We start from the raw sequence: 11,783 nt of genomic DNA, 5'->3' as shown, positions 1-11,783 counted from the left end.
GACCTGCACGAAGCGGCTGCGGATCTCGTACGACTTCATCCCCTCGGGCAGCGTGCCCTTCCAGCCGATCGGGACGAGCGCGCAGGGGGGCGGATGGCCCCCGTCCTGCTTCTGGCTGATCGTGTGGGTGTCGCCGTGGATGTCCCAGATGCTCGACCGGAAATACCGCTCGCCAAAGTCGGGGTGGACGATCACCACCGGCCCGTCCTTCAGGTCGACGACGATGATCGAGTAGAGCGTCTCCGTGTTGGGCGTCTCGATCAGCCGCGTGTCGGCGTTGAGCAGCTTTTTCGCATGGCCCCAGACGTTCACCGCGTGGGCCAGCGGGTCGTAGGGCGAGGGCTCATGGCCCGGCGGCAGCGGGGCGGAGAACGTGCGCAGGCTCTCGGCCGCCTTGACCCATTGCAGCCCCCAGAGCACCGCCTGCACGCCCAGCGTGTAGGCGAAGGTTTCGCGGGCCTCCTCCTCGCTCATCCGCGCGACGGCGTCGGGCGCCTTGATGAAGGTTGAGCCTCGCGTTTTCTCGGTCATGGTCAGCCCCTTCTCCTTTGCGTCGGAATGCCCGGCTCCCGTCCAGGATCGCCCGGCGCGCGGCAGGGCCGCACCGCGCGGTACCAGCCCGTCCGGGGTGATCGGCAGGCCAACGCCCGCCGAACCCGGCCGCGCGCACGCGCGGCCGGGTTCCCGCGTCAGTTTCTCGGCATCAGGCTTTCGACCAACTGGTCGATCGTGAAGCTCGCCGCCTTGGCGCGCGGCGGGAACTCCTCGAAGCTGGCGAGCCATTCGTGGAGAATGACCTGTGAAGTGATCTGCACCCACACGTGGTCGGCGAACCAGCGGTCGTAGTACAGACTCTCGTCCGCCCGCTCAAAGGGGTCCGACCGCAGGTTGAAGACCTTGGGGATGCGCATCGGTGAGAAGGGTTCGCGCCACACAGCCAGTCCCTTGTTGCGCTGCTCGGCGAACACGATCTTCCATTCCTTGACGCGCAGCGCCAGGCAGTCTCCGTCGTCGCTCCAGTAGAGGAAACCCTCGCGCGGCGATGCCTCCACGTCGCCCTTGAGAAGCGGCAGCAGGTTGAAGCCGTCCAGATGGACCTTGAAGGTCTTGCTGCCGATCGTGTAGCCCTTCCTGACCTTCGCGACCAGGTCGGGCTCACCACAGGCGGCGGCGAACGTCGGGATGAAGTCCTGCAACGAGCCGATGTCATTGATGACGCGACCGGGCTCGATCACGCCGGGCCAGCGCATCACACACGGGATGCGCCAGCCGCCCTCCCAGTTGGTGTCCTTCTCGCCGCGGAACGGCGTGTTGCCGCCGTCGGGCCAGGACAGCACCTCCGCGCCGTTGTCGGTGGTGAAGACGACGACGGTGTCGTCGGCGACGCCCAGCTCGTCGAGCTTGTCGAGCAGCTGGCCGACGTAGCCGTCCAGCTCGACCATGCCATCCGGGTAGAGGCCCAGCCCCGTCTTGCCCGCGGACTCGGGCTTGAGATGCGTCCAGACGTGCATGCGCGTGGTGTTGAAGTAGCAGAACCAGGGCGCGTCCTCTTTGGTCCTGCGCTCGATGAAGTCGAGCGCGGCACCCAGGAACTCCTCGTCCACCGTCTCCATTCGCTTCCTGGTCAGCGGGCCGGTGTTCTCGATGACCTGCTTGCCGACCTTGCCGAACACGGGGTCGACCGTGGTGTCCTCCTTGTCGACCGCCTTGCACTTCAGCACGCCGCGCGGGCCGAACTTCTGCCGGTAACGCGGATCCTTGGGATAGTCTTCCAGCTCCGGCTCCTCCTCGGCGTTGAGGTGGTAGAGGTTGCCGAAAAATTCGTCGAAGCCGTGGACGGTCGGCAGGTGCTCGTTGCGGTCGCCCAGGTGGTTCTTGCCGAACTGGCCGGTGGCATAGCCGAAGCCCTTGAGGACCTCGGCGACCGACGGGTCGTTTGCGTTCAGACCCAGGGTCGCCCCCGGCAGGCCGACCTTGGTGAGGCCGGTGCGGATGGGCGACTGGCCGGTGATGAAGGCGGCGCGCCCGGCCGTGCAGCTCTGCTGGCCGTAGAAGTCGGTGAAGTTCGCGCCTTCACGGGCGATGCGGTCGATGTTGGGCGTTCGGTAGCCCATCATCCCGTTGTTGTTGCAGCTGATGTTGAACCAGCCGATGTCATCGCTCATGATGAAGAGGATGTTGGGTTTTTCGCTCTTCGGCATCGTTCGGTCTCCGTGGTTGAGGGCGACGCACCCGCGCGGCCGGCGCGGCCCGTGGCGGGCGGAACACCGGGAAGCTCCCCGGCCGGCACGGTGAAAAGCTACGGGGCGCCGGCGGGGGAGGATTGAAGGAGATTGGCCGGGCCGCCGCGGGTCCTTGCGGGGGCCGGGATCAGACGGCGGGGGGAACGGTGCGCGCGCGGCGCTCGGCCGCCGTGGGGCGGCTGGCCAGGTGGATGTACACGGCGGAGACGAGGCCCGACACCAGCAGGTACAGCAGGACGGCGGGGACGACTTCCCGGTGCCCCGGGTACAGGGCCTGGGACGCGGTGACGGCGATCACGGGGTGCCGCGCCGCCGTGGACAGGGCCAGCACCACGCGGTCCTGGTGGCGCGGGCCGCCCAGCAGGTGCCCCGCGGCCAGCCCCGCGAGCGCGAAGACGGCGATGGCCAGCAGCGTCCCGTTACCGACGAGCGCCAGCATGGGGCGCCACGTGACCGCCAGGATGGGCACGCAGCCCAGGGCGAGCAGGAGGGTGCTCAGCACCCCCACGGGGCTCGAGACCCGCTCCGCCAGGGTGGGCGCGAAGGTGCGGACGGCCACCCCCAGCGCCAGCGGGCCGATGACGCTTGCCAGCACCACGCTCCACACCTTCGCCACCGGGAGCGTGCGCGGCTCGCCCAGGGCGTCGCCCACCAGGTGCACGGCCATGGGCACCGTGACGATGGAGAACAGGGCCGTGGCGAACAGGAGCCCCACGGCGTACGAGCCGTGCCCTCCCGCCTTGATCTCCTTGCGCGGCAGCATGGGCGGCACGGGCGCCAGCGCCAGCCCCACCAGGGCCACCTTCACCGCCGGGTGCAGGTCCAGGGCGGCCCCCAGGGCCAGCGCCAGCAGCGGCATCAGCACGAGCATGGAGAAGAACGAGCGGGCAAACTTGCCCGAGTCCCGGAGCACGTACATCACGTCCCTGCGCTGCGCGCGCAGGGCCACGGCCAGCACGGTCCCGGCGATGCTCACCTTGAGCAGCAGCGGCAGCAGGGTTGCCAAGGTCATGACGGTCGCTCCCTTTCCCCCGCGTGAAGCGGTTCCGGATGCCCATGCCGTCGCCCGCCGGGCCGGCGGGACGCGTGCCTGTCCATAGAGCGTAGCATCGCCGCCCATCCGGCCGCTTGTCGGTTCTTGACCAGCCGATCCGGGGAGCGGCCGCGCCTGGGGCGGCGATCCCCCCCGGGACCGCCAGGCCGTCATCTCGCCGTTGCGGTTGACGAAGCACGTGCCCGTGCCCTCTCCCGCAAGCCATTTCACCACGCGGTCGCCCCGAAGGTTGGACGAGCGGAGATCTGCCCGGATGCCGGACGGGCCCGGCATCGCCAGTCGCGCCGCGACGAAGTTGCGGCAGATGCGCAGGGCATCCAGCCCCGTGACGGGAATCCGCGACGGCGGCCGGTCGACCACGAACCGGCCCTGGCAGCCGTTCGCCGCCCATACGCCGCTGCCCGTGAATCCCCAGGTCCGGTTGAAGACGCACGGGGAGCGGCCCAGGCTGCGCACCAGGTACGCGCCCCCGCGCGCGTCGGCATTGCAGGTGGCGCGGCTCCCGGCCTCCGACGCGCAGGTGATGGTTTGCTGCGCCCACGCGGCGCGGGGCGCGGCCGCGAAGACAGCCGCGCACAGCGCGGCCGCGCCGCAGAGGAACGGCTTGTTCATCCTTCTGCTCCTGCGTCGGGTTCACCGCCTCTCCCGGGGGGGAGGCGCAGGGATACTGGAAGCGCCGCTGCCCCGGCCCCACCATCCGTCCCCGGGTGGCCCGCGGCGGAGCAGGCGCCGGCGGCCCGGGGGCGGGCGCGCGGGGGGCGGGCGCGTCAGCCGAACGGGCCCACGCGGAAGATCATGCTCAGGCTGGCCAGCACGCCCACGCCCAGCAGCAGCAGGGCGATGAGGAGGGTCATGGAGACGGGAAAGCGGCTGTCTCCGTGGATCAGCATCTCCAGCTTCAGCTGCCGGCGCTCCTCGCGAAGCCCGGCCATGAACGCCACGTGGTAGGCGATGCCGATGACCAGCATCACGATCCCCAGCAGCACCAGCACAAGGCCGAAGTTGCGCGCCGGCGCCGGGCCCCACCCCTGCGACTCCGCCAGCTTGCCGAAGAACTGGGCGATGGTGAAGCCGAAGCTGATGAGGGACAGCGACGTGCGGATCACCGACATCAGCGTGCGGTCGGCGCTCATCCGCGTCCGCTGGAACGACATCCCCGTGCGCCGCGACGAAAGCTCCACGGACGTATCGTCGGACAGCATCCCCCTGGCGGGTTCGGCGCTCTGCTCCATCTGCATCCCCCGGGTTCCCGCGTTTCCCCCATTCCGGCCCTCGCGCCCGCCCGCCACCGCTACCTCCCGGCGGCGGGCGGAAACACCGTCTTCCAGTCCAGCCTCATGTCCGCGACCACCCACCCGTAGCCCGGCGCCTCGGCCAGCGCGCGATCCAGCCGGCTGCCCGGCACCTGCTGCGGATCGTAGCCCCACTCCCGCGCCGCGTCGGTGTGGTGCACGATCACCCCCAGCGCGTCGCGTCCATCCGTGCGGCCCACGGTCGTCCACATCAGCATCTCCCGGTCGCCGTCGGCGTTGCCGAAGCAGACCAGGGGACGGCGGCCGATGGAGCGGTGGATGGCGACCGGCTTGCCGGGGCCATCTTCCAGGAAATCGGGCGAGGGATCGCGCACGAGCACCGGCACGCCCGCCCGCACCTCGAAGTGCGTGCGGATGGTGGAGCCGATCACCTGGTGGGGCGGCACGCCGTATACGTCCTGCGCGAAGACGCGCATGAACTCCACCCCGCCCCCGGAGACGATGTACGTGGCGAATCCTGTCCACCGCAGCAGCCGCAGCACCTCCAGCATGGGCTGAAAGACCGCGCCCGTGTGGGGCACGCCCAGCTCCGGGTGCCGGGCCCGCGCCAGCCAGTCGCGCACGAGGGCCTCGAACTCCTCCGTGGTCATCCCCGCGTGGGTGGCCATCGTCAGCTCCGCCACCGCCTTCTCTCCCTGGCTCGCGACCGCGCGGAGGTTCCCCGCCAGGGCGGAGCGGAACGGCTCCGTCGTCCTCCATTCGGGGTGATCCCGGACGAGCGCCCGCAGCCGCGCGTCCACGAAGAATGCCTGCACGGGCGCGGGGGTCTCGCACCAGAGCGTGCCATCGTTGTCGAAGACGGCGATGCGCTCTTCCGCCGGCACGTACGCCGGCTCGCCCCACGCGGTCACCCGGGCCACGAAGTCCAGGATGGCGTCCCGCGCGGGTCCCGGCCTCCACGAGGGGAGCGTGCCCGCCAGCTCCGCCGCGCCGTCGTTCATCGTCCGCTCTCCTTGCCCTGGATTCGGTGGATGGAACCGGGCGCCGCCCGGCCGCGCCTCGGGTCATCCCGGCCGGCACCTCGCTCACCCTGGCCAGCACGTCGTCGAGGGTGAAGCTTCCCGGCTTCCGCGCGGGCGGGAGCTCCTGGACGAGAGCGGGCGAACGTGCCCGCGTCGCGAAAGAGGTACATCACGTCCTCGCGCCGGGTGCGCAGGCCCACGGCCGGCACGGTCCCGGCGATGCTCACGGTGAGCACCAGGAGCAGCAGCTCCGCGACGGTCATACGATGTCCTTCTTCTCCACGGGTGTCGCCGGGCTCGTCGGCGGGTGGCGCGGCTCGCGGAAACCCCGCCGGCGTTCGCGGGCGGAATACCTCCACGAAAAAGCGTAGCCCTTCCCCGTCCCTGCCGCTTGGCGATTGTTGACCCGGCCCCGCCACGGGGGCGGCGGAAACGCGGACGGGGCCGTTCGGCTGCGAACGGCCCCGATGTGGAAGGCCCGATGTGGAAGGCCTGATGTGGAAGGCCTGATGTGGAAGGCCCGATGTGGAAGGCCCGTGCGGAATCGGCTCGTGCGGAATCGGCCGGGGGTGGATCGGCCGGGACGCGGGTGGCCGGCGCCCGCTCCGCCGGCCGCCGCTACCGCACCACGAGGTCCGCCGAGAAGGCGTACCGCAGCGTCAGCTGCAGGCGATGGTCGCGCGAGGCGAACCCGTCCGCGCTCCGCCGGCGGCCGTACTGGTACTCCGCCGCGGCCGTAAGGCCCGCCACGGGAACGTACACCGCCGTGAAGGTGGCGTAGTCTCCCCGGGCGAACGCCGTTGCGGACTGCCCCGCGGCGTTGTCCACCGCCTGGAGCGAGTACCCCCCGACCGCTCCCCACCTGCCGCGGTACACCTCGGCGTATCCCGTAACGCTCCGCACCGGCAGGGCGACCCCCTTCACCGGCCGCTCCGGGCGGCCCGGGTCCGGCCGCGGGGCCACGTCGGCCGTCCCGTCGTTCAGGTAGTTCTCCACGCCCTCGCCCGCGAGGTACTGCAGCCGCACGACGTTCTTCGCGCCGAACCGGAGCGCGGAGGTCAGGCTCACCCCCCATCCCGTGGCGTCGCCGGAAAGGTCCACGTCGTCCTCCACCAGGTCGTCCCACCAGACCCGGCGCAGCAGCCCCGCGGCCTGCACGTGGCCCCAGCCGCCCTCCCTCCGCACGGAGGCCGCCCACTCGGGGGTGCGGAACCGCAGGCGCACGTCCTCCAGCTCCACCAGGTCCGCGTAGTCGCCCCCTTCCGCCGACGCCCCCGGCTTCTCCACGGCCAGGGTGATGCGGGTGGCGCCCCGCAGCGGCATCACGCGAAGCTGGACGTTCCTCGCCCGCGGCAGCCCGATGGGGCCGAACGACTCGAAGATGGCTGGCGCCGCGTCCGGATCCACGAACGGGCTCCAGTACTGGCCGGCCCCCACCGGGCCCAGCTCGCCGTAGGCGTGCCGCAGGCGGGGAACGGTCTTCCCGGCGTCGTCGCCCGATCCCGTGAGATCCATCTCCAGCTGGACGAGGATCTCCCCGCCGCGGCCGGAGGGGACGTGCGCCCGGAAGCCGCCCCGCGACTGCCGCACGCTGAAGAAGGTCTGGCCTCCGGGGCCGAACTCTCCGTCCGCGCTGGGAAGCGCGGACACGCGGAGGCGGTCCGCGTACCGGGGATCGATGGCGCCGAAGTCGTACCCCGCGTCCGTCTGCACCCACCCGTACAGCTCCAGGCGCGGCGTGCGCGCCGTGTCCGCCGCCTGGCCGCGGGCATCCGCGGCGAACGCGGCCGCGAGCGCCACGGCGGCCACGGCGGCCCTCCCCGCTGGGCCGCGTGCCTGCCGGCCGCGCCGGGGCTCCGCCGGCAGCTGCCCGGGCGCGTCGCCGGCCCGCATGACATTGCCTGCCATGTCAGCCGAACGGGCCGGCGCGGAACACCATGCTCAGGATGGCCAGCAGCCCCACGGCCAGCAGCAGCAGCGCCACGATCAGCGTCATGGAGACGGGAAACCCGCTTTCCGCGTGGATGAGCGTCTCCAGCTTCATCCGCTCCCGCTCCCGGCGCAGCTCCGACATGAACGCCGCGTGGTAGCCGATGCCGATCACCAGCATCACGATCCCCAGCAGCACCAGCGCGACCCCGAAGTTGCGCGCCGGCGCCCGCCCCCACCCCTGCGACTCCGCCACCTTGCCGAACACCTGGGCGATGGTGAAGCCGAAGCTGATGAGGGACAGCGACGTGCGGAGGACGGACATGAGCGTGCGGTCCGCGCTCATCCGCGTGCGCTGGAACGACATGCCCGTGCGGCGCGAGGACAGCTCCACCGAGATCTCGTCCGGCGAGGGCGGCGGCGCGGCCGCGGCGGGGTTCCCCTTCTGGATCATCTGCTCCCCCCTCCCTTCGTGTTCGCCCGCGTGCCGGAGGGGGCGTTCTTCGCCGCCACCCCCGCGAAGGGCGGAAAGATGTCGCGCCAGTCCACCCGCATGTCCACGACGATCCAGCCGTGTCCCGGCGCCTCGTCCAGGGCACGGTCCAGGCGGCCGCTGGGGACGGGGTCCCGGTCGTAGCCGAACTCGCGCGCGGCGTCCGTGTGGTGCACGATCACGCCCAGCGACGGGTGTCCGTCGGTGCGTCCCGCCGTGGTCCACAGGAGCATCTCGCGGTCGCCGTCCGAATTGCCGAAGCAGGCGATGGGGCGGCGGCCGATGGCGCGGTGGATGGCCACGGGCTTTCCCGCCCCGTCGTCCACGAACTCGATGCGGGGGTCGCGCACGAGCACCGGCACCTGGCCGCGCTCCTCGAAGTGCGTGCGGATGGTGGAGCCGATGACCTGCTGGGGCGGCACGCCGTACACGTCGCCGGCGAACACGCGCATGAACTCCACCCCGCCCCCCGATACGATGAAGGTCGCGAAGCCCCAGGCTCGCAGCAGCCCGAGCAGCTCCAGCATCGGCTGGTAGACGGCCCGCGTGTGCGGCACCCGCAGCCCGGGGTGCCGGGCGGTGGCCAGCCACTGGCGGACGATGCCGTCGAACTCGTCCGTCGTCATGCCCGCGTGGGTGGCCATGGCGAGCTCCGCCACCGCCTGGTCGCCCTGCCGGGCCAGGGCCTCGCGGTCGCGCGCCAGGGCGGAGCGGAACGGCTCCCGGTCCCGCCACTCGGGGTGATCCGGCGCCAGCGCCCGCAGCCGCCCGTCCACGAAGAAGGCCTGCACGGGCACGGGCATCTCGCACCAGAGGGTACCGTCGTTGTCGAACACGGCCACCCGCTCCTCCCGCGGCACGAAGTCCTCGCTTCCCCGCTCCGTCACCCGGACCACGAACTCCAGGATCGCGTCCCGCGCGGGCCCCGCGTTCCACGAGGGGAGCGCTCCCGCCAGCCTCTCCACTACGTCGTTCACGCCACGCCTCCCTTTCCCGCGGTCCGGATGGATCGGACCGGGCGGCCAGGGCGCCGCCCGGTCGCTGCTCCGCGTGTCAGCCGGCCCCGGCCGGGGGCTCGCTCATCTTTGCCAGGGCGTCGTCGATGGTGAAGGTCCCGGGCTTCTGCACGCGCGGAAACTCCTTGAACGTCTCCACGAACCGGCTCGCCGCGACCTGGGCCATGAGGATGAAGAAGTCATTGTGGAGCGTCCACTCGTAGTAGGTGTTCGAGGTGATGTCCGCCCGCTCGTACGGGTCCATGCGCAGGTTGAACACCTTGGGCAGGCGCAGCGGCGTGAACGGCTCCGCCCACACCCGCATGGTCCCCGCGACGCGCTGCTCCATGAACACGAGCTTCCAGTGGTCGTAGCGGACGCCCAGCACGTCCCCGTCGTCGCTGAAGTAGAAGAAGAAGTCCCGCGGGCTTTTCTCTTCCGCGCCCGTGAGAAAGGGCAGCATGTCGTAGCCGTCGATGTGGTTGCGGAACGGCTTGCCGTTGACGGTGGTGCCCTGCTTGAGCCGCTCCACCACGTCGGGGTCGCCCGCCATGGTCAGGAAGGTGGGGAGCCAGTCGTGGTGCTGCACGATGCCGTTGGACACGCTTCCCGCCTGGATCCTCCCCGGCCAGCGCGCCACCAGGGGAACGCGGAACGCGCCTTCCCAGTTGGTGTTTTTCTCCCCCCGGAAGGGGGTCATGGCGCTGTCGGGCCAGCTGTTCATGTGCGGCCCGTTGTCCGTGGAGTACATCACGAAGGTGTTCTCCGCGATCCCGAGCTCGTCCAGCAGGTCCAGCATCTGCCCCACGTGGCGGTCGTGATCGATCATGGTGTCGTGGTAGGGCGACTGCCAGCGACCGGCCTGGCCCAGGCTCTCCGGCTTGGTGTGCGTGAACAGGTGCATGTGCGTGGTGTTCAGCCACACGAAGAACGGCGTGCCGGCCTCGTGGCTGCGCGTGATGAAGTCCCGCGCGGCGTTCACGAACTCGTCGTCACAGGTCTCCATCCGCTTCGTCGTCAGCGGTCCCGTGTCCTCGATCTTCTGCTTCCCCACGCGGCCCCAGCGGGGCTCCTCCGTGCCGTCGTCCTCGCGCGTGGCCCAGCTGTGGATCACTCCACGCGGCCCCATGCGCTCCCGGAACGCCGGGTCCGTGGGGTAGTTGACCATCTCCGGCTCTTCCTCGGCGTTCAGGTGGTACAGGTTGCCGAAGAACTCGTCGAAGCCGTGCACCGTCGGCAGGTGCTCGTTGCGGTCGCCCAGGTGGTTCTTGCCGAACTGGCCCGTGGCATACCCCCGGTCCTTGAGCAGGTCGGCGATGGTCACCGTCTCCGCGCGCAGGCCCTGCGGCGCGGCGGGCACGCCCACCTTGGAGAGTCCCGTGCGGTAGACGCTCTGCCCGGTGATGAAGGACGAGCGGCCGGCGGTGCAGCTCTGCTCGCCGTAGCTGTCGGTGAACATCATCCCTTCGCGGGCGATGCGGTCGATGTTGGGCGTGCGGTAGCCCATGAGCCCGTGGCTGTAGCAGCTCAGGTTGCTGATGCCGATGTCGTCGCCCCAGATGACGAGGATGTTGGGCTTGTCGTGCGTGGTCCTGCTCATCCGTCCCCTCCTCCCGTGTGGTTGGCCGCGGCGCCCCCCGCCGCCCGCCGGTTCCCGCCCCGCCGCGGCGAAGGCCGAATGCCTCCCCCGCGGTCCGCATGGTTCGCCGTTCCCGTCCGCGCGCCCCCGGGGACCGCGCGGACGCCCGTCATGGACGCGCGCGTGAGCCGGCCGGCGGGTTCACCACCACGACGCTGACCGTGTCGGCCTTGCCGTCGCTGCGCGCGACGATGCGCGCCGTCCCGGCGCCCACGCCGGTCACCAGCGCCCCGCGGGCGGTGGTGGAGACCAGGGTGGCCACGGACGGGTTCAGGCTGGTGAACTCGATGGGGGGCGGGTTGTCCGGCTGCGTGCCCGCCAGCACGTACGGGTTGCCGTAGCGGTCGCGCGCGTCGGTGACGAGCACCCGCGTGGTGTCGCCGCGCGTGATGGAGTCGCGCAGGGCGTCGATCACCAGCGTGCCCACCACGGTGTCGGCGAAGACCACCATGAGCGTGCGGTCGAACACGTTCTCGTTGCCTTCCACGGCCGCCACCAGCTCCTGCAGGCCGGCCCGGGTGCCCGTGGTCCACGTGCCGCTGACGAGGCCGTCGGCGTTCGTCTGCGCGGTGGCGGGGGCCACGGACCCGCCCCCGGCCGGGCCCGTCCACACCACCGGGGCGCCCGCGACGGGCCGGTTGATCTCGTCCGTCACCCGGGCCACGACGGGCACGGCGTAGCCCGCGCGCAGGATGCGGTCGGGGCTCCCCTGCCCCACCTCCACCAGGGTGCGCAGGGCGCGCGCGCGCTCCGCCGGGGTGGGCGACCCCGTGGAGTCTTCGCACGCGGCCGCGGCGAGGGCGAGGAGCGCGGCCGCGGCCATCCCGCCGCGCCGGAACGTGTGAGGCTTCATGTCGGACCTTCCTTCCCCTTGATCGTCCCCACGCCCGCCACCGCCGGGCGGGCGCCGCGGGACCTTCCCGCGGCCGGGGGAACGATGCGCCGGCGGGGGCGGGAGCGTCTTGAACGAAGTTGGTGGTCCGGCGGAGGGATCGCCTTCCTTCTCCCTTTTTCGGCTCTCCGTGGATGGAGTCGCAGGCGAGCCCGGGGAGGGTGCGCCCGACGCGATGGAGTCGTCCACGGGCGGCATTCCCGATGCTGGCCGGAGCGCTCCCCGTTTCGGGTCGGATCCGGCGTGGAGCGTCGGGTCGCGCG

Annotated in this window: 11 protein-coding genes; all 11 read right to left on the bottom strand. The window is 71.4% G+C overall.

What is annotated here, in order from left to right; all coding sequences use genetic code 11:
* On the bottom strand, nt 1-531 hold a 531-nt coding region (locus VFZ20_RS26015), incomplete at its 3' end, for a DUF1254 domain-containing protein (protein ID WP_329686885.1).
* Nucleotides 532-689: 158 nt separating this feature from the next.
* Nucleotides 690-2,201, bottom strand: a complete 1,512-nt coding sequence (locus VFZ20_RS26010; protein WP_329686884.1) for an arylsulfatase — start codon at nt 2,199-2,201, stop codon at nt 690-692.
* 169 nt (nt 2,202-2,370) lie between these two features.
* A complete protein-coding gene (locus VFZ20_RS26005; protein WP_329686883.1) occupies nt 2,371-3,909 on the bottom strand; it encodes a DUF3011 domain-containing protein in 1,539 nt (512 codons plus the stop codon).
* Nucleotides 3,910-4,064: 155 nt separating this feature from the next.
* Nucleotides 4,065-4,529, bottom strand: coding sequence for a DUF202 domain-containing protein (locus VFZ20_RS26000; protein ID WP_329686882.1), 465 nt, complete (start codon nt 4,527-4,529; stop codon nt 4,065-4,067).
* Between the two features lie 59 nt (nt 4,530-4,588).
* A complete protein-coding gene (locus tag VFZ20_RS25995; protein ID WP_329686881.1) occupies nt 4,589-5,551 on the bottom strand; it encodes an HAD family hydrolase in 963 nt (320 codons plus the stop codon).
* A complete protein-coding gene (locus VFZ20_RS25990) occupies nt 5,548-5,835 on the bottom strand; it encodes a hypothetical protein (protein ID WP_329686880.1) in 288 nt (95 codons plus the stop codon). Before VFZ20_RS25990 ends, VFZ20_RS25995 begins: the two co-directional genes overlap by 4 nt.
* A 355-nt stretch (nt 5,836-6,190) precedes the next feature.
* Nucleotides 6,191-7,480: a DcaP family trimeric outer membrane transporter gene (locus VFZ20_RS25985; protein ID WP_329686879.1), complete on the bottom strand. Its 1,290-nt coding sequence runs from the start codon at nt 7,478-7,480 to the stop codon at nt 6,191-6,193.
* Nucleotide 7,481: 1 nt separating this feature from the next.
* The gene (locus VFZ20_RS25980; RefSeq protein WP_329686878.1) at nt 7,482-7,955 is read right to left on the bottom strand and encodes a DUF202 domain-containing protein; all 474 of its coding nucleotides are present in this window, start codon (nt 7,953-7,955) and stop codon (nt 7,482-7,484) included.
* Nucleotides 7,952-8,971 (bottom strand): HAD family hydrolase, encoded by a 1,020-nt coding sequence (locus VFZ20_RS25975; RefSeq protein ID WP_329686877.1) that lies wholly within the window; start codon nt 8,969-8,971, stop codon nt 7,952-7,954. The genes VFZ20_RS25980 and VFZ20_RS25975 overlap by 4 nt, the downstream gene beginning before the upstream one ends.
* 76 nt (nt 8,972-9,047) lie before the next feature.
* Nucleotides 9,048-10,589 carry an arylsulfatase gene (locus VFZ20_RS25970; protein WP_329686876.1) on the bottom strand — a complete coding sequence of 514 codons (1,542 nt, stop codon included), beginning with the start codon at nt 10,587-10,589 and terminating at the stop codon, nt 9,048-9,050.
* Between the two features lie 148 nt (nt 10,590-10,737).
* The gene (locus VFZ20_RS25965) at nt 10,738-11,481 is read right to left on the bottom strand and encodes a hypothetical protein (RefSeq protein WP_329686875.1); all 744 of its coding nucleotides are present in this window, start codon (nt 11,479-11,481) and stop codon (nt 10,738-10,740) included.
* Nucleotides 11,482-11,783 lie beyond the last annotated feature (302 nt).

Source organism: Longimicrobium sp. (genome assembly GCF_036280135.1).
Lineage (GTDB): Bacteria > Gemmatimonadota > Gemmatimonadetes > Longimicrobiales > Longimicrobiaceae > Longimicrobium.
Note: the sequence above shows the minus strand (reverse complement) of the source record. Positions and strands in the feature narration are given on the sequence as shown.

Coding starts and splice junctions, on each gene's coding strand:
- VFZ20_RS25995 (WP_329686881.1), bottom strand. CDS start 5,551: ATGAACGACGGCGCGGCGGAGCTGGCGGGCACGCTCCCCTCGTGGAGG.
- VFZ20_RS26005 (WP_329686883.1), bottom strand. CDS start 3,909: ATGAACAAGCCGTTCCTCTGCGGCGCGGCCGCGCTGTGCGCGGCTGTC.
- VFZ20_RS25970 (WP_329686876.1), bottom strand. CDS start 10,589: ATGAGCAGGACCACGCACGACAAGCCCAACATCCTCGTCATCTGGGGC.
- VFZ20_RS25985 (WP_329686879.1), bottom strand. CDS start 7,480: ATGGCAGGCAATGTCATGCGGGCCGGCGACGCGCCCGGGCAGCTGCCG.
- VFZ20_RS25980 (WP_329686878.1), bottom strand. CDS start 7,955: ATGATCCAGAAGGGGAACCCCGCCGCGGCCGCGCCGCCGCCCTCGCCG.
- VFZ20_RS26000 (WP_329686882.1), bottom strand. CDS start 4,529: ATGGAGCAGAGCGCCGAACCCGCCAGGGGGATGCTGTCCGACGATACG.
- VFZ20_RS25965 (WP_329686875.1), bottom strand. CDS start 11,481: ATGAAGCCTCACACGTTCCGGCGCGGCGGGATGGCCGCGGCCGCGCTC.
- VFZ20_RS26010 (WP_329686884.1), bottom strand. CDS start 2,201: ATGCCGAAGAGCGAAAAACCCAACATCCTCTTCATCATGAGCGATGAC.
- VFZ20_RS25990 (WP_329686880.1), bottom strand. CDS start 5,835: ATGACCGTCGCGGAGCTGCTGCTCCTGGTGCTCACCGTGAGCATCGCC.